At 44.4% G+C, this 23,183-nt stretch carries 16 protein-coding genes and 1 pseudogene; 7 read left to right on the forward strand and 10 right to left on the reverse strand.

Annotated elements, in window-relative coordinates; translation table 11 throughout:
* Window positions 1–96: 96 nt before the first annotated feature.
* The 5 genes from AB9N12_RS13265 to AB9N12_RS13285 form a co-directional block, all read right to left on the reverse strand.
* Window positions 97–1,188, reverse strand: coding sequence for a DUF4876 domain-containing protein (locus tag AB9N12_RS13265; protein WP_369892499.1), 1,092 nt, complete (start codon window positions 1,186–1,188; stop codon window positions 97–99).
* A gap of 69 nt (window positions 1,189–1,257) precedes the next feature.
* The gene (locus tag AB9N12_RS13270) at window positions 1,258–2,586 is read right to left on the reverse strand and encodes a hypothetical protein (RefSeq protein WP_369892500.1); all 1,329 of its coding nucleotides are present in this window, start codon (window positions 2,584–2,586) and stop codon (window positions 1,258–1,260) included.
* Between the two features lie 17 nt (window positions 2,587–2,603).
* Window positions 2,604–3,887 (reverse strand): hypothetical protein, encoded by a 1,284-nt coding sequence (locus AB9N12_RS13275; protein ID WP_369892501.1) that lies wholly within the window; start codon window positions 3,885–3,887, stop codon window positions 2,604–2,606.
* A 4-nt stretch (window positions 3,888–3,891) separates the two neighbouring features.
* Complete coding sequence (locus AB9N12_RS13280) at window positions 3,892–6,231, reverse strand: TonB-dependent receptor (protein ID WP_369892502.1); 2,340 nt, start codon at window positions 6,229–6,231, stop codon at window positions 3,892–3,894.
* A gap of 181 nt (window positions 6,232–6,412) precedes the next feature.
* Window positions 6,413–7,600 carry a substrate-binding domain-containing protein gene (locus AB9N12_RS13285; protein ID WP_369892503.1) on the reverse strand — a complete coding sequence of 396 codons (1,188 nt, stop codon included), beginning with the start codon at window positions 7,598–7,600 and terminating at the stop codon, window positions 6,413–6,415.
* Between the two features lie 202 nt (window positions 7,601–7,802).
* Here AB9N12_RS13285 and AB9N12_RS13290 point away from each other — a divergent pair, with 202 nt between their 5' ends.
* Window positions 7,803–10,010 carry a DUF5686 family protein gene (locus AB9N12_RS13290; RefSeq protein ID WP_369892504.1) on the forward strand — a complete coding sequence of 736 codons (2,208 nt, stop codon included), beginning with the start codon at window positions 7,803–7,805 and terminating at the stop codon, window positions 10,008–10,010.
* Window positions 10,011–10,149: 139 nt separating this feature from the next.
* On the opposite strand, the gene AB9N12_RS13295 is transcribed toward AB9N12_RS13290, so the two are convergent.
* Window positions 10,150–11,301, reverse strand: coding sequence for an IS4 family transposase (locus AB9N12_RS13295; RefSeq protein ID WP_369888970.1), 1,152 nt, complete (start codon window positions 11,299–11,301; stop codon window positions 10,150–10,152).
* Window positions 11,302–11,522: 221 nt separating this feature from the next.
* Here AB9N12_RS13295 and rpsA point away from each other — a divergent pair, with 221 nt between their 5' ends.
* Both rpsA and AB9N12_RS13305 read left to right on the forward strand, forming a co-directional pair.
* The gene (gene rpsA / locus AB9N12_RS13300) at window positions 11,523–13,319 is read left to right on the forward strand and encodes a 30S ribosomal protein S1 (RefSeq protein WP_369892505.1); all 1,797 of its coding nucleotides are present in this window, start codon (window positions 11,523–11,525) and stop codon (window positions 13,317–13,319) included.
* Between the two features lie 526 nt (window positions 13,320–13,845).
* The gene (locus AB9N12_RS13305; protein ID WP_369892506.1) at window positions 13,846–15,204 is read left to right on the forward strand and encodes a transposase; all 1,359 of its coding nucleotides are present in this window, start codon (window positions 13,846–13,848) and stop codon (window positions 15,202–15,204) included.
* A 282-nt stretch (window positions 15,205–15,486) separates the two neighbouring features.
* Here the strand turns inward: AB9N12_RS13305 and AB9N12_RS13310 are convergent, their stop codons facing one another.
* Both AB9N12_RS13310 and AB9N12_RS13315 read right to left on the reverse strand, forming a co-directional pair.
* Entirely contained in the window at window positions 15,487–16,641 is a 1,155-nt protein-coding gene (locus tag AB9N12_RS13310; protein ID WP_369892507.1) for a hypothetical protein, read from the reverse strand.
* A gap of 621 nt (window positions 16,642–17,262) precedes the next feature.
* Window positions 17,263–17,917: pseudogene (locus tag AB9N12_RS13315) on the reverse strand (phage integrase SAM-like domain and Arm DNA-binding domain-containing protein); the annotation flags it as partial.
* Window positions 17,918–18,283: 366 nt separating this feature from the next.
* Here AB9N12_RS13315 and AB9N12_RS13320 point away from each other — a divergent pair.
* The 4 genes from AB9N12_RS13320 (at window position 18,284) to AB9N12_RS13335 (ending at window position 20,784) form a co-directional block, all read left to right on the forward strand.
* Window positions 18,284–19,222 (forward strand): ribonuclease Z, encoded by a 939-nt coding sequence (locus tag AB9N12_RS13320; RefSeq protein WP_369892508.1) that lies wholly within the window; start codon window positions 18,284–18,286, stop codon window positions 19,220–19,222.
* Window positions 19,223–19,308: 86 nt separating this feature from the next.
* Window positions 19,309–19,860 carry an RNA polymerase sigma factor gene (locus tag AB9N12_RS13325; RefSeq protein WP_369892887.1) on the forward strand — a complete coding sequence of 184 codons (552 nt, stop codon included), beginning with the start codon at window positions 19,309–19,311 and terminating at the stop codon, window positions 19,858–19,860.
* Between the two features lie 47 nt (window positions 19,861–19,907).
* Window positions 19,908–20,285, forward strand: a complete 378-nt coding sequence (locus AB9N12_RS13330) for a hypothetical protein (RefSeq protein ID WP_369892889.1) — start codon at window positions 19,908–19,910, stop codon at window positions 20,283–20,285.
* Window positions 20,286–20,316: 31 nt separating this feature from the next.
* Entirely contained in the window at window positions 20,317–20,784 is a 468-nt protein-coding gene (locus AB9N12_RS13335; protein WP_369892509.1) for a hypothetical protein, read from the forward strand.
* Between the two features lie 302 nt (window positions 20,785–21,086).
* Here the strand turns inward: AB9N12_RS13335 and mazG are convergent, their stop codons facing one another.
* Both mazG and AB9N12_RS13345 read right to left on the reverse strand, forming a co-directional pair.
* Window positions 21,087–21,875 (reverse strand): nucleoside triphosphate pyrophosphohydrolase, encoded by a 789-nt coding sequence (gene mazG, locus AB9N12_RS13340; protein WP_369892510.1) that lies wholly within the window; start codon window positions 21,873–21,875, stop codon window positions 21,087–21,089.
* Between the two features lie 89 nt (window positions 21,876–21,964).
* Window positions 21,965–23,020, reverse strand: coding sequence for a DUF3810 domain-containing protein (locus AB9N12_RS13345; RefSeq protein ID WP_369892511.1), 1,056 nt, complete (start codon window positions 23,018–23,020; stop codon window positions 21,965–21,967).
* Window positions 23,021–23,183: the final 163 nt, after the last annotated feature.

Genomic DNA, 23,183 nt, shown 5'->3' on the forward strand with positions numbered 1-23,183 from the left:
CCGATTGCAAAACCTGGGATCGTCCAGCCATTGCTCTCGATACATGTGGAAATTTCCGGTGAATCTGTGAGCGGCTATACACTCGTAGAACCCGTCTTATTTCTCTGCCTTGGAAGCCGTTCTGACTTCAAAATCTTCGGAGGAGTTATTGTTGTCGACAAATTTCTTTCCATCATGTTTGCGGAAGAGTGCTTTTTCGGCATAGTCTTTAGGCCTGCTCTTCAAGTCTGCCTCCGATATGTAAACGCCTGTAAATCCCTTATCCAGTTTCTCGGATACCACATTCCACGCATATTCGGCCTGTGAGGATATTTGCACTGCGTCTATCACCCATTCATTGGGGATTTTCAGGATTTGTATGGTTCCCGAATTGTGCTCGTGTTCGGGATCTTGGCGTGTTCCGGGAATGCTCCGACCTATCTTTTCACTGTCGATCCAAGTCGTGTCCCATTTGTATTGGGGGTCATTCAGCAACTGCTCGTTTGTAACTTCTGCCGGTATTTTGATAAGTGCCACGGCACCATATTTGGGTATGAGATAAGGTAACTCCTCTGAATTCGGAGGATAAACGGAGACCATATTGGGTACATCGGGGTTTTCGGGAAACATGCCATCGTTCTCTATCTGTTCCTTGGTTCCCCATTCAAAATCCACATCGGACAGGTTGTAAGAGTTTTTATTCCACATGAAGAAGCCTTCGTCATTGTCATCCTCTCCGTCACCGGAGGATGGCGTTGGGTCGACTGTGTGGTTAAATGCCACTCTGGCTATATACACCGATTGGCCGGGGGCAATGGGTAGCCGGTTCTCGCCTACATTCCCGGGAAATCTGAGCAGAGTTTCGGTACCGATGTGTGTATCCCGAAAATCGGTACCATTGGCTAATTCGTGTAATTGGTCGGTGACAAAGTAGGTGTTAAGTAATCCCAATCCATCGAGAAACAAGGTTTGTTCGGTGGGGTTGGTGATTTTGAGGTACTGGTCCTCTTTATACGGCTGCTCGCCCAATTTACCTGCTCCCTCCCAGATTTTCCAGGTTCCCGTGTAGCATATCTCTTCGAAGATAAGGTGATCCAATTTCTTTTCCGAATCGGCTGGCGTGGGTTCTTCTCCGTTATTACATCCCACAAAGGTAAATACCGTTGCGCAGAGTGCACTGCACATGAATTTAGTAAATCTCTGATTCATTCCGTTTGTTTTTATTGATTGTTTGTTATCGATTAGTGAATTGTTACATCTTGCTCTCTCATATCAGCTTTACAAGAACCATGAGTCATATCCCATGCCTCCATCGGTGCCTCCGCCAATCACTGCTTCGTAAGTCTCTTCCGGCGATAGCATTATTTCCCGGGCTATGTGATAATAAAAAGGTTCATAGGGGTCGCTTCGGGTTGGGTCACTGTCGAATGATGAGCAGAATATCTTGATGGGGATATTGAAGCGTATGATTTCCTTCCATTCCGATTCAGATGCCGGTGCATGGAACGGAGCACATATTTTGCCGCTCTGGGCTCCTTCCGGTGCAGGGACTACGGCTTTCTTTTGTTTGTCACATTTCATCACCCTTACCGCAAGATAAAAGTGCGGCAACAGGTATGTCGGCCGAGTATAGGTACGGTCACCAAATACGTTCTCGCTCAGTTTTAAAGGCCACGGGCGTTTATCGAGTCCTATCTCTCCCAGAAAGTCGAAGTGGAAATGCCCCTTCAGTCCTACACAATCTTTATCATTGGTGGAGGCATCGTATATGTCCTTCTTTCCAAGGGGCGGGAGTAGTTTGATGTTGAACAGGTTGCGTGCTCCGTCTCCCATGTCGGCATGCGTCCAAGTGTCCCGGTAGGTATATTGGAAGATCTGTTCGGTCACTTCGCGGCGTTGCTCAAAGCTGTCTTTCCCTTTGAAGAATTCTGCTTCCACGCCATCTATCGCTCCTTCATCGGGCATTCCTTCCCTGTACCTCACATCCTTCACCTTATAAGGTTTCCCTTTGTCATCGGTGTCGCTGATGCTGAAGAATATCTGGTATTGGTCGGAGTGTTTCAATATGCTGTCGTTCAGGAATTTCCCTTCTTTGTCGTAGAAGTATAGGCAACATCCCCACATCCGGGATATTCCGCCGATGAGTCTGAAGTATTCAGGTCCCTCCTCGTTGCGTTGCTCTTCGAGGAAATTCCGGATGCTTTTTCTGTCCATGCGTACTTCTGGCATCCCCGATGAGGTGTTTCTCACTTCGGCAAACTGTTCCTGCCGCCACACTTTTCGTGTGTAAACCGGGTTCCCATGCATCATTTCATAATAGTGGCTGTGCCCCTCTTTCATCATGACGAGACAAGTGTACCAATCGGCAAAGGCACCATTGGGGTCGGGGTTGTTCACCACTGCATTTTTGTCGATGGGCAGCGTGTGTTGTCCCTCTTCATCCCCATAATAGATTTCGGCACCCGATCGGGGTGTCTTCTTTTGCAGTAAAGGATTCTCTTCATCGCTTATGCCGACATTGCCGAATATGAATTCGTTGCAGGAGGACAGTGAGCACACCGTTGCGGCAATGCACAAGCCTTGTAGTATATGTGTTAAATATCTCATAAGAAATCGTTTAAATATTAGAAAATAACAGTTGGGATGCGTCTGAACCATTCGGGATCTTTTCCGAACATTTGAAGCAGTTTCTCTCCATCTGCTTCGGGATAGACTCTCCTTACATCCTCCACGAATGTTGCCGGGTCTCCATCGGCATCCCCCATGATGCGGAATGCCAATGGATAGTCTATGTCATAGCTGTTCCAAGCAGGAGATATTTCATCGTGCTCGTGCAGCTTTCCCTTCACATTGCTTCCGCTGATGTATTTTTCGGTGTCAGTGATCATGTGCGCGATACAGATACGCATCTGGAACGTTACATTGCTCATGTTGAAATTCAGTATCCCTTTAAATCCCAGATAATCTTGTTTGGCTTTTGTATTGAGGTCTCTTTTCTGCTGGAGCAACTGTACGGGCTTTCCTATACGATGCCGGCCCAAGTCGTCCACGCCCTTTACATGGTTTCCCAAATACTCTTCCACAGGGTCCGTGTCTCTATATACGTATTGGAATATATCCCGAACCTTTTCATCAAGTTCTTTGGAATTCAATGCTTTGTACAGTTTGTATCGTTTCCCGGTTTTTGGGTAGGTGAAAATCTCTTGCGCCTTCTTTGTGGTCGATCGCTCCACCGCTTCTTGCGCCAATCCCTTCTCATACTTTACTTTGTCCACTGCCTCGCCATCAGTCTGTACATACACATTGTTGGGCGACACGATGGTGCTTTCCACGCGCTCTCCCTTGCCGTTGTCTTTAAAAGTAAAGGCATCGTAGTACAGGCTGTCCAATGTCATGGGATATACCAAATATTCCCCTGTGAGTGAATAATTTTGCAAAGTGAAGAAGTGTTGATGATGCAGTATGGTAGAACCGTCAGAGTCATCCTTGTCGTAAGTGGAAAACTGGTGGTTGATCAGTTTGCCGTTAAGGTCGTAGTACCGGAGTTCCAAGGCATAGTAATAATCCTTCGATTTCACGACATCAAAATTCTTTCTTCCTGAGGTAATGGTGATCCGTCCATCATCGTCCTTGTTGATGTCTATCTGTTGAAAGATGGGAACGGGCGGGTCTATGATGTTTGACAGTTCGTATGCTACGTACGACTGTCTGTCTTGGCTTTTCAGCGCGAGGCGGAGAATGGCCTGTACAGAGTATATTTGCTCATGCCCTTTCACGTTCCGTTCGATTGTTGATCCCGGAGCTTTTACCAAGGGTCTCAACAAATCTTCCATTTTCTCTGCCGAGCAACCGTACATCATCGTGACTGTTGCTATGGCGAATAGGTATATGGTCTTAAGCTGTTTCATTTCATTAAAAGGTAAATATGGTTTTTAGTGTGAATTTGGCTCCTTGCTCGTGGGCGTAATAGCGGAATCGATCCGTATACTCTTTGTACAGTTTGTTCAGTATATTGTCGCCCAGTAGCGTCACTTTCAAACGGCGACCATGCTCCAGTTCGGTGCTTGCTTCCAGCGAGCCGCTCAGCAGGAAATAGGCAGGCGGTGATTCGGGGACGAGATCCTTGATGGGGTCAAAGCGTCTTTGCTTCGTGACAAACAGTCCTTCGAGCGAGGCAGTCAATTCCCATTTACGTCTCTTGCCCACTGCCTTCATATACTCGCCTGAAAGCGTATACCTGTCTGATGGCATGAATGGGAGCCAGTTGTCCTGACTCAGGTTACGTGCGAAAAGCCATTCGCCTTTGGCTGCTGCACGCAGATTTTGGATGGGTTCGACGGTGACCACCATGTCGCCTCCCGTTATGCGTGCATTGTCTTGCCCGTAGATGAATTTCGGGTATTTCCCGCTGGGGTGATTGTGAAAACGGTCTGCCCCCGAGCCTATGTTGTCGTATATGTAATTGGTTATCTGTTGGTAGAACAGGCTTGGCTCCAAAGCGAACCACGAGGTGTGGTAACGTCCTCCCAAAACCGACTTGTATCCGCGTTCGCTGGTCAGCTCGTTGTTCCCCACCACCCAATATGAGCCGTGATGAAGGCCGCAGGCATATAACTCGTTCACATCGGGTGGCCTCCAGGCCCATCCCACATTGAGTCGTACATCGAGGTTCTCGTTGAATTGGTAGTAGGCGGCCACGTTTCCGGTGAAGTTGCTATACACTTTAAAGGCATTGTAGTATTTGAAGCTCGACAAGCTGGTGTAACCGTTTACGTCCAGTCCACGTATGTCGTAGCGCATGCCGGCAGAGCAGATCAGTTTGTCGAATGTCATTTTATGAAGCAAGAAAAAGCCTGTGGTCAGTGCGGCGAAGTTGGGAATAAACGCGGGTTGCTTGGTGCCCGGGATATTATAGTTCACCTGATGCATGGTAGACAAACCCACCTGCGAGGTCATGTTCTTCCTCCAATTGGCATTCCATATCAGTTCGACATTATAGGTGGTCAACCGGAGATCTTGCATGGGGAGCCAACTGTAGCGTACCTGCTTTCTGTTTTCAAACTCCTGCCTGAGGTTTTTCTGCAAAGAGGCACGTAGCAGGAGATTGTGTGAGTGGGAGATGTTCCAACTCAGGTCACCCTTGAATGTGGCATGCTGGGTCTGCTGGAAAGGAGGTTCCATGCGGTATGAAAAAGGGCGGATGGTATTTTCCTCGGGCCGGCCTATCTCGAAACGCGCCAGGAGTTGGTCGATATCGGATAACTTGCTTCCGTAGTAGATTCCTGCCCGCGAATAATAAAGACTCGCTTCCAGGGTGGCTGTCACCTTGTTGTCCTGATAACCTAACATGCCGGAGAAACTGATGTTCTTATAGCCTGTGTTGTTCAACCTGTATGCCGCCGTGGAGTAGTCACCCGCCCGCTGATACATGGCATGTACCCTGGCTCCCATCCGTTTGTACCCCATGTTGATGGTACCTGCGCCATCGTATGCCCGCGCATTGGTGGAATAGCCTGTATTCACCGTGCCGGTGAGTTTGAATTTGTCATGCCCGTAAGGGAGTTGCGCCTGGTTAAGGAGTACCACGCCTCCTACCGCACCGTAGCCATAGCGGATGGACTCGGCGCCTTTGATTACCTCGATACTGCTCGAACCCGTATGGTCTATTTCGGGAGCATGGTCGATGCCCCAGCTTTGACTCTCGAGACGCACCCCGTTGCTCACAAGCAGAATACGGCTACTGTGCATCCCTTGTATCACCGGTTTACCGATGGAGTTTCCCGAACTGATACTGCTTACCCCCGGTACCTTTTCCAACAACTGGGAAAGCGAAAGGGACGATCCCTTTTCAAGTTCCTTGGCATTGATGATCGAAGTCTGTTGCAATACGGAAGTATTTCTTTTCTGTCCATATACGGATACACCCTCAAGTGCATTCACATCGGCTTCCATGTAGATTGTCAAAGACTCGCCATTGACTTTAAATGCTTTCGACTGAATCTGTTTGAAACCGATGGATCTGACTGAGAGAACAATCGTTCCGGAACCGTCGTAGGGCACTTTACATCGCCCCAGAGCATCTGTACCATATCTTACTTTACCGAGTTGGACGGTTGCCCCCGACACGGGGATCGTGGTTCCTTCTTCCCAGATCCGGATATTCAGATCCGTACTGGATTGGGCAAAGGAGGAAAAGAACACTCCTCCTGCCAATAGGCATAGCAGTACCGCTACACCTTTCATAAAAATCATTTTTTTTCTGTTTATCATTCCTTTGGTTGGAGATTATTAATTGGGTGGCAAAGTTAAGTCGCTTTAGAAAACTGAACAATACCGATATGTAGGTATTTGTTTGAAAAACAATAACTAAGAAAAAACTTTATGATTGAATGGCGAAATGACCCCGTAGCGATGGTGGATCACAGACTGAGCCTTACCCGATTGATTCACCGATAATACAGTTCATCATCCGGTGTTCTTTTCTATATTCATTGGGAGAGACGTTTTTTAAAGCTTTGAATTGGCGGGACAAGTTCTTAAAATTACTGATTCCAATTTGTTCCGCCACATCTGCGATAGGGGCATCGCTGGCCAGTAACATCTGCGCAAAGCGTTCCATTCTAAGATTGAAGATGTATTTATGGATGGATTGTTTGGTCACTTGTTTAAAACGGATTTCCAGCAAACGGCGTGATAACGGCACTTGTCTGACAATATCCGATACAGTAATTTCAGAAGCCAGATTCTGATGAATGTAGGTCAAAGCTGTGTGAATGTGTATATCGGTCGTCGAATAGAAATCTGTTGATTGTCGGTTTACAACATTTACCGGTTGCAACACTACGTCCCGACAGTTTCTTTCTTCATCATTTAATAAGCGATCGATCATTGCGGCAGCCTCGAATCCACCTCTTACGATGTTATGGTTGATGCTGGACAAAGGAGGTTCGGAGAGATTACATATGATGTCGTCATTGTCAACTCCTAATATCGCTATTTGGTCCGGCACTCTGATATTGTTTACACGGCAGACCTCTGTGATGCGATTTCCCTGATTATCATCACATGCCATGAGTGCTGTTGGTTTTGGCAACGATTTCAGCCATGTAAGCAAGGGGGGAGATTCATAAAACCATAAGTCATCCAACGACTGCTCCTGATATACATAAAAGTTACTGCTTAAGCCATGGGTGGATATACATTCGTAGAAACCTTCACAGCGTTCTTGCGACCATACGGCATCTCGATAACCATAGAACGCAAAATGCTGAAATCCTTTGCTTAGAAAGAATTCTGCCGCCATTTTTCCTGTTGCGCGGTAATTGCCAGTGATATTAGGAATATTGTTGAACCTCGATTTGTAGTCTTGCGCTAAAGCAATGATACCATTCTCACGAAATAGATCTACATTATCATCATCGTCAAATCTTCCGATAATGGCATCTGCTTGCCAAGCTTTTGCCCATTTTAACACTCCTTTTATGCCATGTTTGTTTTTATAGGAAGGTGGCATTCGACAAACTACCCATGGATCATGGCTCTTTGAATAGGCGAGTATGCCTTTTAGCAAATTATACGAAAAAGTTTCTGTGAAGTCGGTGAGTAATATCAGTCTAATCATGGTTATCGGTTACATAAAGATGTTTGTTTTGATTATACAAATATAAGATTTCTATTTGTACATTCCTAATAAATGTCTGATATTTTATCATTCATAATCTACCGTCATCTATTCATCCTGTATGAAGTTTTTTTCCGATAACTCTTTTTAGTGTCTCACTTTCCTTGCTTTTCGATATTCTTTTCTATATTTGCCTACGTTAATGAAGGAGATACGACGATTGAGAGATAAAATATTGATAGGATGCATGTGGTGTCTGTTCTCTTTTATTCCAAAGGGGGCAGCCAATAATTATGTAATGCATCCTTATACCTACCGGGAAATCTCTGCCGACTCCATCATGAAATGTGTAATGACTTTTGCACCTTTGTATGAAACAATCGTAAGCGATTATCGTGCGAACCTATATATAAAAGGTAAGATGGATATCCGGAAAAAGAATTTTATTCTCCGTTATGTACCTTCCATGTTCCGTTTGCAAAAGGGAGTCCGTGAATATCTGCTTGAAACATACAGCGACCTCCATTATACTGCCCCCAATATTTATGATCAGAAAGTAAAAGCCTCTCAGGGAACAGTGAGGGGAAACAGCGGATTGCCGGGTTTGCTCGAATACTTTAATGTGAATATCTACTCTTCCTCCCTGCTGAATGATGAACGCCTGTTATCGCCGCTGGCTAAGAACGGACAGAAATACTATAAGTACCGGATAGACAGCGTGATGGGAGATCCTAACAATCCGGATTATCGGGTTCGCTTTATTCCCCGCACCAAGAGTGACCAGTTGGTGGGTGGGTATATGCTGGTCAGCAGTAACGTCTGGAGTGTTCGTGAAATTCGTTTTTCAGGAAGATCGGAACTGATTACATTTACCTGTTGGATTAAGATGGGAGATGTAGGCAAGAAAAATGAATTCCTGCCGGTGCGCTATGACGTAGATGCTCTTTTCAGATTTCTCGGAAATAAGGTGCATGGCAATTATACCGCTTCTTTGGATTATAAGTCGATCGAGCTGAAAGAAAAAAAGGTGCGCAAGAAAGAAAAAAGGAAATATAATCTTTCGGAGTCTTTTTCTTTACAGTGTGATACGAATGCCTATAAGACAGATGCCTCTACCTTTGCTATCATGCGGCCGATTCCTCTGGATGAAAGCGAGAAAAAACTATACCGTGACTATATGCTCAGACGTGATACGGCAACGGTACAAAAGCAATCCAAGAGTCATGCCTTCTGGGGAACGATGGGCGATTTGATGATAGAAGATTATAAACTCAATTTGTCCCATATCGGAAGCGTACGGTTCTCTCCCTTTATAAATCCGCTCTTATTCAGCTATAGCGGAAGCAACGGTTTGTCCTATCGGCAGGATTTCCGTTACAACCGTATCTTCAGAGGAGATAAATTACTTCGTATTGTACCTAAGTTCGGATACAACTTTACCCGTAAGGAGTTCTACTGGTCACTGAATGCCGACTTTGAATACTGGCCGCAGAAACGGGGATTCTTCCGGTTGAATGTGGGTAACGGTAACCGTATTTATAGCAGTAGGGTGCTGGACGAACTGAAAGCCATGCCCGACAGCATCTTCAATTTCGATTTAATTCATCTGGATTATTTCAAGGACTTGTATTTCAATTTCCAACATACCGTTGAGGTAGTCAACGGGCTGGACATCGGGCTGGGTTTCTCTGCCCATAAAAGAGCAGCCGTAGAACCTTCCCGTTTTGTGATCACCGGTGACTATCCGATGCCGCCTCCGGAATTTATGGATAAATTCAAGAACACTTATATCAGTTTCGCTCCCCGCCTTCGGATAGAGTGGACTCCGGGACTCTATTATTATATGAACGGGAAGCGAAAGATTAACCTTCGTTCTTTATACCCGACTTTCTCGGTCGATTATGAACGGGGCATTAAAGGAGTGTTCAAGAGTACGGGCGAATATGAACGAATCGAGTTTGACCTTCAACATCGAATCCGGATGGGATTGATGCGTAACATTTATTATCGTTTCGGATTCGGAGCATTTACCAATCAGGATGAGTTGTATTTTGTGGACTTCGTCAATTTCTCCCGCCATAACCTTCCCGTAGGGTGGAATGATGAAATCGGCGGAGTATTTCAGGTGCTTGACTCCCGTTGGTACAACTCCTCCCGCCGTTATGTACGGGGGCATTTCACCTACGAAGCTCCGTTCCTCATTCTCCGGCATCTGATGAAGTACACCCGTTACGTGCAGAATGAACGTATTTATATCAGTGCCCTCTCTATGCCGCACCTTCAGCCTTATCTGGAAGTGGGATATGGCATCGGTACGCATATTTTTGATGTGGGAGTTTTTGTGAGCAGTGAAAACTGGAAATTCGGTGGAGTAGGCTGTAAGTTCACGTTTGAGTTGTTTAACCGATAGTTTTCTTCGTTCCGGTTGTTTTTCGAATGGTATGTAGATAATATGGGGTCTAATTCAATATTGTCCTAAATAAATTTTGAGCATGAGCTAACTGACTATACTGTTAAGTATAGCCTCGAGAGTTCAAAATCAATCCCCCCTAATCGTTTTCGATGGTTTCGGGAGGTGGTGTAAATGGTTGATCAAGCCATTTTTGGAGGTCGATTTTGGTAAATGTGTTCAGCCGGAGGGTGACCACAAGGTTAGCCAATGCCCATTTGTATCTTGCGATGTGCTTTAGCCATGTCAGAATCAGCATTGTAGTCATAGCAGTCCATATTTGGGTCTCTACGGCATTGCGGGATGTGCCGATAAAGCTCTTGATGCGTAGCAGTTGCTTGAGGTTGCGAAAGAAGATTTCTATGTTCCACCGAGCCTTGTACAGAGCCGCTATGCTTGATGCTGCCAATGTGAAGTTGTTTGTGAGTAACTCAATTTCAAAACCGTGTTCATCGTTCCATACTGCGATGCGACGTAAACGTTTGGGATATTTGGATTTGGCCGCCGAGAGTTCGAACTCGATTATTTCGTCAATAAGTACATTCTGAGCGTGTTTTTCAGGCAAAGGCAACTCCTCTATGGCTTTGTACCGGATATTGTCTTTATGACGCACTACAAAGAACACGTTGCTGCTGTCCCAATTATTCAGCAATGAGTAGTCACAGTAGCCTCGGTCGGCTACTACAATACTATACGGATGTAACTCAATATCAAAAGCAGCTTTGTTGTCGGTGGTTTTGCCATCGGTGATATTCACGAACTCCGGCAAAAGACTGTCATAGTCCAATAGCGTGTGCATCTTGACCGCCCCCTTGGTGGTAGTGTAATGTGCCCAGTCATATATTGACAGAGTCAATGACACCAATGTGGAGTCGAGCAGTTTTATCGGCATCTTGAAACGGAACTTTCTTCGTTGCCATAGGGCTTGCTGTCCGAAATACTGAAACAACGAGTAGAATATGCCGCGAAAAACCGAACTGTCTCGGTTGGCGTTCTGATATGCTACCGTTGACTTGGATGGTGCACGGTTGATTCCCAAATGATTGAGGTTGCCGGTGGCTGATTTCAGCCCGTTTGAGATATCTCTGACTGAATCACATCCTGAGAATTGGCTGAAAATCATGCTAACAAACTGACTCCATGTATTGTAGCCCTTACAATGCTTGTCTGACCCCGAAGATTTTATGATTTTCCTGATATTTTCTTTCGGGAGATGTGATATTACCTGTGCGAAAAGTGTTATATTTGCCATAGGAAGTAGATGAGTTGGTAGCTCGCTACTAAGGTAGTCATTTTACCTTAGTTCTACTTCCTTTTTATTTGTTCCCCCAATTTATTTAGGACAATATTGGGTCTAATTCTCTTTTCTTCTGCCATTCTTTTGTCAGTCAAGAAAATATTTCTACCTTTGCGCCCGATTTATAGATAATATAATGTCTTATTTAATTAAAGTATTAAACAATTTATTTATTAATGGAAAACTTAAAGAACGTAGCTCCTATTGAAGATTTCAACTGGGATGCTTATGAAAATGGCGAATCAGTAACCAATGTCAGTCACGAAGAACTGGAAAAAGCTTACGACGGTACGCTTAACAAAGTGAACGACCGGGAGGTTGTCGACGGAACTGTAATCGCAATGAACAAGCGTGAGGTCGTTGTGAACATCGGTTACAAATCAGACGGTATCATCCCATTGAATGAATTCCGTTACAATCCGGATCTGAAGATCGGTGACACGGTAGAAGTGTACATCGAAAACCAGGAAGACAAAAAAGGACAGCTCGTTCTGTCACACAGAAAAGCCCGCGCTACTCGTTCTTGGGATCGCGTGAACGCTGCTCTGGAAAATGAAGAAATTATCAAGGGTTACATCAAGTGCCGCACGAAGGGTGGTATGATCGTAGACGTATTCGGCATCGAAGCATTCTTGCCGGGTTCTCAGATCGATGTGAAACCGATCCGCGACTATGATGTATTCGTTGGCAAGACAATGGAATTCAAAGTGGTTAAAATCAACCAGGAATTCAAAAACGTTGTCGTATCTCACAAGGCTCTTATCGAAGCCGAACTGGAACAACAGAAGAAAGAAATCATCGGTAAACTGGAAAAAGGACAGGTTCTGGAAGGAACTGTTAAAAATATCACCTCTTACGGTGTGTTCATCGACCTGGGTGGCGTAGACGGTTTGATCCACATCACCGACCTTTCTTGGGGACGTGTCAGCGATCCGAAAGAAGTGGTTGAACTGGATCAGAAGCTCAACGTGGTTATCCTTGACTTCGATGACGAAAAGAAACGTATCGCTCTTGGCTTGAAACAACTCACTCCGCACCCATGGGATGCGCTTGACGCTGACCTGAAGGTGGGTGACAAGGTGAAAGGTAAAGTGGTTGTTATGGCCGACTACGGTGCATTCATCGAAATCGCTCCGGGCGTAGAAGGATTGATCCACGTCTCTGAAATGTCTTGGAGCCAACACCTGCGTTCTGCACAGGATTTCATGAAGGTAGGCGACGATGTGGAAGCTGTTGTGCTGACACTTGACCGCGAAGAACGTAAGATGTCTTTGGGTATCAAACAACTGAAACAAGATCCATGGGAAACAATCGAAGAGAAGTATCCTGTAGGTTCTAAGCATAATGCCAAAGTTCGCAACTTCACCAACTTCGGTGTATTCGTAGAGATCGAAGAAGGGGTTGACGGCTTGATCCACATCTCTGACCTTTCTTGGACGAAGAAAGTAAAACACCCGTCAGAATTTACTCAGATCGGTGCTGACATCGAAGTTCAGGTATTGGAAATCGACAAGGAAAACCGTCGTTTGAGCCTGGGTCACAAACAGCTCGAGGAGAATCCTTGGGATGTATTCGAAACGGTGTTCACCGTAGGGTCTATACACGAAGGTACGATTATCGAAATGTTGGATAAGGGTGCTGTAGTTTCTCTTCCTTATGGTGTAGAAGGTTTCGCGACTCCGAAACACCTTGTAAAAGAAGACGGTTCACAAGCACAGTTGGACGAGAAACTTCAATTCAAAGTGATCGAGTTCAACAAAGACGCCAAGAGAATCATCCTGTCTCACAGCCGTATCTTCGAAGATGTAGCCAAGGCTGAAGAGAAAGCAGAGAAGAAAGCTGCTTCCGGTTCTAAGAAGTCATCTTCCAAGAGAGAAGATACTCCGATGATCCAGAACCAAGCTGCTTCAACTACACTGGGCGACATCGACGCGCTTGCTGCATTGAAAGAACAGTTGGAAGGAAAGAAATAATGTTTATTTCCAGATAGATAAAAAGGCGTCCCGACCATCGGGACGCCTTTTTGTGTTTATAGGCAAGGATGTGTGGGGATTTTTTCCTTTTTCTTTGCAAGATTGAATGTGAAATGCTTTATCTTTGCAGAGGATAATCAATTATTCCGTATCTGATTGATACACAAATAGCGAATACTGTGATGAAAAGTTGTTGGTAACGATTTGGCGACTTCAAGATTGTACCAATCTTCCGCATTATGCTTTATCAAAACAACTCTGATACAAAAGTATAGCTAAACTTCTTGAATGAACAAAGAGTTTGGCTACTTTTTAAGTTATAAATCCATTTTGCAGTTATAAATAGTCATAATTAGTCATATTTCAGTCATAACATATGAATTAGGGACATTCATTAAATATTATAAAATGAGCCAACTAATTCATACACAAATTATTGCGAATTAGTTGGCTTTTTAGTATCTTTAGGTATTCCCCCGAAAACAAGGTTTGACGGCCCAAACGGGGGAAATTCCCCAACTAAGATATGGCTAAGATAGAAAAAATTTCAGAAATCCACCCAACTTTGGGCTTTACAGAATTTGATATTCTGGAAAAATACCGCAAGAGTTTTCATGAGAGTGAGCTTGGCAGGCTTCATTCGGTCTTTCCATTTGATCGTATGGCAAAAGCCGCAGGCCTGTCTGAACAACGTTTGGGCCGCAGGAACATATTCAGTCCTTCCGCAAAGATCGCCCTTATGGTCCTGAAGGCATACACCGGATTCTCCGACAGGAAACTGGTGGAACATCTGAACGGGAACATACACTACCAGATGTTCTGTGGAATCATGATCCCCCCGTCCCTTCCCATAACCAACTTCAAGATAGTCAGTGCCATCCGTAATGAGATAGCATCCCGCCTTGACATTGATTCCTTCCAGGAGATCCTGGCTTCACACTGGAAACCTTATCTTGATAACCTTCACGTCTGCATGACCGATGCCACATGCTATGAAAGCCACATGCGTTTTCCTACGGACATGAAACTCCTTTGGGAAAGCATCGAATGGCTCTACAGTCATATATGCCGGCATTGCAGGGATCTGGGCATAAGGCGTCCGCGCAACAAATACAGGAATGTGGCGGAATCCTATCTGTCCTACTGCAAGAAAAGAAAGAGGAGAGCTTCAAGGACAAGAATGCTTAAGCGCCGTATGATCAAGCTTCTTGAAAAGCTCCTCAGTCAAAGGGATGGGCTCCATAGCGAGTACGGTGCTTTACTCCGATATACGCAGGATTACCATAAGCGTCTTTCCATCATCAGAAAGGTGCTTGTACAGGAAAAGGAAATGTTTGAAGGGCGAAAAGTCAGTGACCGCATCATCAGCATCGACCGTCATTATGTACGTCCCATCGTCAGAGGCAAGGAAACCAAGTCCGTCGAGTTCGGTGCAAAGGTCAATAATATACAGATAGACGGCATATCGTTCATCGAACACCTCTCGTTCAAGGCTTTCAATGAGGGGATACGCTTGAAGGACTGTATCCGTATGCAGCAGAAGCTGATGAATGTAAGGGTAAGATGTGTGGCTGCCGATTCCATATATGCCAATAATGCCAACAGAAAGTTCTGTACTAAATATGGGATATCCACATCCTTTGTGCGCAAGGGAAGGGAGGGCAAAGATGAGCCTTTGAGGAAGCTGCTTAGAAGCGAACTCTCAAAAGAAAGGGCCACACGGCTTGAAGGAAGCTTCGGCACTCAAAAGCAACATTACTCGCTCGCAAGGATAAAGGCAAGGAACAAGAAGACGGAAATCCTGTGGATTTTCTTCGGAATACATACAGCAAATGCCATACTGGTGATTGACAAGATCAGGAACAGAACGGGGAAAGCTGCATGATATGAGTTTACTGAAAGAATCAGAAGAGGTCAGAAGACTTCTTCCGGAACTTCATGTATTGTCAGATAAGAGTATATGAGAATATACAGAAAAATGACAATAATAATGGCATATGAAGTGATTATACTCTATCATCTTCATATGCCATGGTATTTGGGGGGAACATTTACTGAATATTCCGAATTACGACTTCAAAAACACATCTAACTTTCGGACAAATTCCCTATGTTTTCATTTTTAATAAAACAAAAAAGAATTCTTCCGTATAATTTGCTATAGAATCTATTCTACTTTTACCTTACGATCATCCTTATATAACTGGATAGTTGTTCCTATTAATGTATGTGTATCTAATCCGTTCCAATCATCTTCCCACCCCAATTTATAATACATATAGTCATAACTAGATTCCATCCAAACTCCAAATACTTGCTGCACAAATATTTCAAAATTAATCATTGATGAATTCTCAAATTCTGCATTTGTTGAGTATGATACCACAAACTTTTGTTTATAAGGAGATTCTGACTCTGAATAATTCAGAACTCCATACTTTGGGAGATCTCCTTTTTTGAGCCATACGAAACGGTCTTCGATATTGAATACTTCGGAATTTGTAATAACTCGATAATTTTTCCCCTTACCAACTCCTTTATATTCTGTCAAATTTGCCCTTGAATTAGGAGGTATAGATAAAAAGCGTTGCATACCATAAGTTGCACTTGCTGAAGAAATATTACTTCCTCCTACAGAGATTCCGTTTGCAATGCCTCCAACAACACCGCCAACTCCCACTGCATTAGCCACAGCTCCTAAACCAACAGAAGCCCCAACTCCTTTTCCGCTTGATATTGTGGTTTGTTTAGTGTTATAATAGCATTCAGCTCTTCCGTCTGGGTATATTTTGAAACTTCTTGCTAAATCAATGTATATATAATCATCAGTTTTATTTCTTAATGATATTACATAGGGGGCATTATACCAACTTCCCTTTTTATTTAACAAGATACTAATTTCAAGTTCATTTGTGGACAAAATAGATGATGATGACATTCCAAATTTATATGTATACGCTGACGCTTTTTTAGTTGATATTTTATTCTTATAATACGTTATATATTTGTTATATAATGCTATAAGTGAGTCATTTTTTATGTCTGGAATCACTGTTTTATTTTTATTCTCCATTTGTGTCTCTCTACACTCAAAGACATCTTTTTCTCCATTTTCATAATTTATTGCTGCAATTTCTTTCGCTTCAATTGTATATATGGGGCCATTGAGATTTGAATACTTTTTATATTTTACAACGGAAGAGGATATTTCAACTACTTTACTCTTAATAACTGAAAGGTCTTTTTTAACAATAACATCTTGCGCAGATACAGAAAGGCAAGATAATAATCCTAAAAAGTATATAAACTTGTTATGCTTCATAAGCTTTCATAACTTGAAATTATAATTATTACAAATGTAATCAAAATAATCCACATTGGGGGTTGATAATACTACTTTTTAACTTTAAGTCGGATTTTTCTCTAAATCTCCCGACTTCGGAGAGGATGTTCGCGGAATTTGGCAAGATTTTCGGGAGTAACCCAAAACGTTTTGAGTAACTTAAAACATATCATGCTATCTTCCTGTAAACATCAGGTTTGAAACGGCTAAATTCATTTCGAGCGGCTGAAGACATACCTTGCTGTGTTCAGGAACACAAGCACGAAGTTTCAATTCATGGTTTATAAATGGCAGGATTGCCATAGCATCGGCAAGCAATATGGCAGTTTGCCAAATTTGAGGGCAATAAGGCTATATAGCTTGCAGACCTACAGTATAGCCGGCAGGTTTGCAAGCTATACGGTTTGTGTAAATGTTGAATTGCGAACTTTTGTTTCTTTGAGTGAGGGATTCTTCCTCCTAAAAAAGAAACGAATAGCAAAGCAATCAAGGCTCTGCCATCCGTCAGATTTTCTGTTTCTCATCGGTCGGTCATCTCCTCTATGGGTACTTTATCTGTGCGACCTTGAAATATGCAAGTTTTTTTCGGATCAATACTCTTGAAGTCTGAGAGGAAGATTGTTCCGAAAACGGGTTGCGTTGCAACCAACCATTATTGATAGCTGTGTATATAATACTGCGAAACGGCATCATATACGACCATACGGTATGGTGCAATGATTCTTCTCGGTGCGGAGGAACAACTCAAAGTCGGTGATAATACAGGGGATAGCTCACTCAAGGCAATATCACTCACTTTGTAGCGATGCTTGATGAACTCTTCCAAATGGTTGTAAATGGTGCAATATTTCCAATAGCTGCGTTGGCTTTTCATTTTACCTACTTGTTTGGCATAATCCTCATTGTGCTGTCGGAATACAGCAAGCAGGGGCTTATGGTTTTGCCCCATACCCAAGAATGCATCTCTTACTTTCTCTGACGAAACATAACCGTCTCTGTCCATAATCTCCTGATAAGCCTTGTTGATACCGACACGGATTTTATCCAACATTCGATTGGCTTCCTTTGCAACAATGCTTCTTCCCGAGATTCTGCCGAGGTTGATATTCCACAACCTTTCCTCTACATCCAATTTGCAACTGAATTGGGAAATCTTGCCGTTTACGGTGATACGACACATCACCGGTACAAGCCCGTTCTTCTTCGGGGCATTGAGCTTGAGATAGAATAATACTCTGAAAGTGCTTCTGCTCATAACTCTACTTTTTGGTTTGCAAAATTATTTATGGTAGAGCCGAATGACGGTAAGCAAAACACTGCGTATCGGTGCAAAAGAATTGGCCGAAGCGAAACCGGAACGAAGATGTAAGAAAAGCTCCTATATTTGTGGTCTCAACCGCCTAACAAGTGTTGCTATTCAATCTGTTACAACAGTCAAAAAAAAATTTCAAAGTCAAGATTCAAAGTAACGGGATAGTAACGAAACTCTGTCATTTCTTGGCTTTTCATTGGCTTTTGATGGCACTGCAATATCTTGGCGTACACTGTTAAATCGCTAACAGACAACATTCTTTCCCTGTTTCGCACTCACTTTCGTTTCTTTGTTGTATCTTTGCAAGAAATGGAAAAGTTTGAGTTACATATATTAGGATGCGGTTCCGCTTTGCCTACTACGCGACATTTCGCGACCTCCCAAGTCGTGAATTTGCGTGAGAAGCTTTTTATGATCGATTGTGGTGAAGGAGCGCAGATGCAGTTACGCCGTTCCCGGTTGAAATTTTCCCGGTTGAATCATATCTTCATCTCTCATTTACACGGTGACCATTGCTTCGGATTGCCGGGGCTCATCTCTACATTCGGCTTGCTGGGAAGAACGGCCGATTTACATATCCATTCCCCACAGGGACTGGAAGAGTTGTTTGCACCGATGCTTGCTTTCTTTTGCAAGACGCTGACTTATAAAGTATTCTTCCATGCATTCGAAACGAAGGAACCGTTGCCTATCTATGAGGACCGTTCGGTGACGGTGACCACCATCCCTTTAAAACATCGTATACCCTGTTGCGGCTTCCTTTTCGAAGAGAAACAGTGCCCGAATCACATCATCAGAGACATGGTCGATTTTTATAAAGTCCCGGTCTATGAACTGAACCGCATCAAGAACGGGGCAGATTTCGTGACTCCCGAAGGAGAGATCATCCCCAATTCACGCCTGACCCGTCCCTCGGCTCCGCCTCGTAAATATGCCTATTGCTCTGATACGATGTACCTCCCGTCACTTGTCGAACAAATCAGGAATGTGGATTTGCTTTTCCATGAGGCCACCTTTGCGCAGGCAGAGCAGGCACGTGCCAAGGAAACTTATCATACAACGGCTGCACAAGCCGCTCAACTGGCTCTGGACGCTCATGTGAGACAACTCGTTATCGGGCATTTCTCAGCCCGTTATGAAGATGAGTCCATCCTGCTTGATGAGGCATCCTCCCTCTTCCCGCCAACCGTGTTGGCGAAAGAAAATCTGTGTATTGACATTGCTGGAGGAGCTGCTGATGGGAGATAGACATTGATAAATAGGTTCCCTCTTTGCCGGAAACAAGGAATGGCCCGAATTTGAAACCATAAATAAACATACAGAAACAAGAGATGATGATTCCTTATAACGAACGCGAAGTTTTGAAGCTCCTTCAGGAGGAGAGTACGCAGCGGAAAGGATTTGAAATGATTGTGGCGCAGTATAGCGAGCAGTTGTATTGGCAGATCCGCCGGATGGTACTGTCGCATGAGGATGCGAACGATCTCCTGCAAAACACTTTCATCAAGGCATGGACGAGTATCGACTACTTCCGTGCCAAGGCGAAGTTGTCGACCTGGCTCTATCGCATCGCACTGAACGAATGTCTTACCTTTCTGAACAAACAGCGTGCGGTGACTACCGTAGGTATTGACGATCCTGAAGCTGCCATTGTGCAGAAGCTGGAAAGTGATTCCTACTTTTCGGGCGATGAAATACAGCTGTGCCTGCAAAAAGCATTGCTGACTCTGCCCGAGAAACAGCGCATGGTGTTCAACCTGAAATATTATCAGGAGATGAAATACGAAGAGATGTCGGAAATCTTCGGCACATCGGTGGGTGCGCTGAAAGCGTCGTATCATCATGCGGTGAAGAAAATAGAGAAGTTTTTAGAAGAAATAGATTAAACCTTTTAAATTAGACTGTGTCTAAGGAAAAGAGAGGAGAAAAGCGTATGAAAGAAGAAGAGATCCTATTGAAGAAGCTGGGGAAGGAGAATTCCTTCAAAGTGCCCGAAGGGTATTTTGAAAACCTGACTTCGGAGGTTATGAATACACTTCCTGAAAAAGAGAACGTTGTTTTCAAGGAGGAACCTGTCGGAACATGGACAAGAGTGAAGCCATTGCTCTATCTCGCTGCCATGTTTGTAGGTGCGGCTTTGATAATCAGGGTAGCGTCGACAGACCGCAAACCTGCTGCGGTGGATGAAGTGGCGGTGATGGAGGTGGATACCGAAATCGTGTCGGACGAGATGCTCGATGTGGCACTGGACCGTGCCATGTTGGATGATTATTCGTTATATGTTTATTTGAGTGACGCAAGTGTGGAATGATTTATTAATACTGATTGAATAATACGGAAAAATGAGAAGACTAATCGCATGGGTTGTTTTGTTGTGTGGCTTTATGCCTGTTCTTTGGGCTGCCGATGGATGTGAACAGCATTTATCCCGGGAGGAGTTCAGGGCAAAGCAAAAGGCATTCATTATCGAACAGGCCGGATTGAGTAAAGAGGAGGCGGCCAGGTTCTTTCCCCTCTATTTTGAACTCCAGGATAAGAAGAAGAAACTGAATGATGAATCGTGGAATCTGATGCGTAAAGGCAAAGAGGAGAAGACCACGGAAGCTCAATATGCGGAAATCAATGAGAAGGTAGCCAACAACCGTATTGCTGCCGACCAGCTTGACAAGACGTATCTGGGTAAGTTTAAAAAGATTCTTTCCAGCAAGAAGATCTTTCTGGTGCAGCGTGCTGAAATGCGTTTCCACCGGGAGATGATTAAAGGAATGAACCGTGGTAGAGAGAAGGGAGAGCATCCCAAGAAGAAATAAAGAAAAACAGAGGCGCTGTTTGAGTAAAATGGAGGCGCTGTTTCACCTAAATAGAGGCTCTGTTTGAGTAAAATAGAGGCTCTGTTTCACCCAAATAGAGGCTCTGTTTGAGTAAAATGAGGGTGTGTCAGAATGCCTGAATATAAAGATTGAGGCTGTCTGACAGGCCTCGGTAATTAGAAGTCACCCCTGCCAAAGCATATTCTGGCAGGGGTGAAATCGTTAAAATAGGACTTGTTAGACAGCCTCATTTCCTTAAAAAGGGATTCCGGCACACCCTCGTTTTGGTATCGGTAGGGCGGTTATAATCCCTTTTTCTTAGCCTCATTCCAAATGGCATCCATCTCTGCGAGAGTCATCTCTTTCAGGCTTTTTCCCTCTTTGATGGTATGCTCCTCCAGGTAATTGAAGCGGCGGATAAACTTCTGGTTGGTGCGTTCCAGTGCATTGTCGGGATTGATTTTGTAAAGACGTGCCGCATTGATAAGGCTGAACATGACATCCCCGAATTCGGCTTCCGCCTTCTCCTGGTCCATCTGGGCCACCTCATCCTGAAATTCTCCGATTTCTTCCTTCACTTTATCCCACACCTGCTCGCGCTCTTCCCAGTCGAAGCCTACGTTACGGGCTTTGTCTTGAATACGATATGCCTTGATGAGCGAGGGGAGGGCAGCGGGCACACCGCTCAATACACTCTTATTACCGTCTTTCTCCTTTAACTTCAACTGTTCCCAATTTTCGGAAACTTCTCCTGCCGTCTCCGCTTTGACCTCTCCGAACACATGCGGATGGCGGAAAATCAGTTTGTCGCACAGGCGATCGCAGACATCTTTCATGTCAAAATCTCCTGTTTCCGAACCTATCTTGGCATAGAAGGCTACATGCAGCAAGACGTCGCCCAATTCCTTGCAGATCTTTTTCTTGTCATCCCTCATCAGGGCATCGCAAAGTTCGTAAGTCTCTTCTATGGTGTTGGGACGCAGACTTTCATTGGTCTGTTTGCGATCCCAGGGACATTTAACACGCAGTTCGTCGAGAATGTCCAGGAAGCGTCCGAAGGCTTCCATCTGTTCTTGTCTGGTATGTGACATAAATCTGTTTTTTATTAAAATGGTTATAAAGCTATGATTCATCATTCATCCCCGGTGTGATGGTGCCGGCCCGAGAAACAAGGCACAATCTACTGCTGTTTTTCCCATTCCCGGTAAGAAATCAACAGCCCCACTACTTCCGAGTAGTTCCGGCGGCCGCTTTCTATCTTGTTTCCTTTCAGGTAGAGATCGTATATCCAATCCTGTACGGCTCCTACTGCCGGGCTGTATTTGGCAGCCCAATAGGCTTGATGATTCTTGGCCAATTCGATAATCTCCGGTCGGATGCGCTGAAAGTGTCTCGCATACTCTTCTTGGGAAAGCAATCTTTGCGCATTCCGTAGTACATGACCCAACACGGAAAAATATCCGGAGAAGCGGATGCCCATCGCCTGTGAACGGGTGCAGACCTGATAAGCATAGAAATTGGCTTCCGCTTCGCTGGTGATGCCCAACAGGTGGGCCAGCTCATGAGCATAAGTGGCGGGATAGTTGGCGGGAAGCAGATCTCCGTTGAGGGTGAACTCGCAGAAGAAAGGTCCCATGCTGCCGGTTACGCCTACCATGGAAATGAACGGGGTAAACAACATGGTCTTTACTCTCGGATGATCGTGCGGAGGGCGGTGTACGCCGAGGCTGTCGCTTAACTGATGATAAATCCGTACGGTTTCTTCCCGTATCAATTCCTTGTCGATACGATGGATGGGGGTATACGAATGATTTAGTCGGGTGATATAGTCGTCCACAAACTCCTGAAAATGTTCGGGAGTGTAGGCTGTATACGGGATTTCGGTTCGTTGATAAAAGTTCTTTTGGGAATAGTTCAGTCCCCATGCCAGATAGAACCATGCATACATCCACAACAGGTATTCACCGTCGTGCGATAAAATTTTCTTCCAGGGCAACTGCTTGCAGCGGCGGGCGTAAATGGGATAGATAATCACTCCCGTGATGCTGAGGAAGATGAATAAGTCTCCTATCGCAAAAGGAAATAGATTGGAAAAGAAAGATAGAACGTAAGAGATAAAGGGGTAGATGGTTTGCGAATAGATTGTTGCCAGAGCAGGAATCCATTGCGTCAGCCACACCAGGATTAAGATTGTTCCTAAGGCTAAATGTCTTACATTGGGCTTCTTTTTCATCATTTGTCTGATATCGGTCGACAAAAATAGGCATTAAATAGATGTAGCGCGAAAAAAATACCTCTATATTTGTGAAAAATCTGTTAACAACGGCTTTCGGGTGGGGATAACGGGGAGAGTCATCGCACATCAACCGGATAAAAAAAGAGGACTGCAAGTAGGAAGA

Origin of the sequence: Bacteroides sp. AN502(2024) (genome assembly GCF_041227145.1) — a bacterium.
GTDB lineage: Bacteria > Bacteroidota > Bacteroidia > Bacteroidales > Bacteroidaceae > Bacteroides.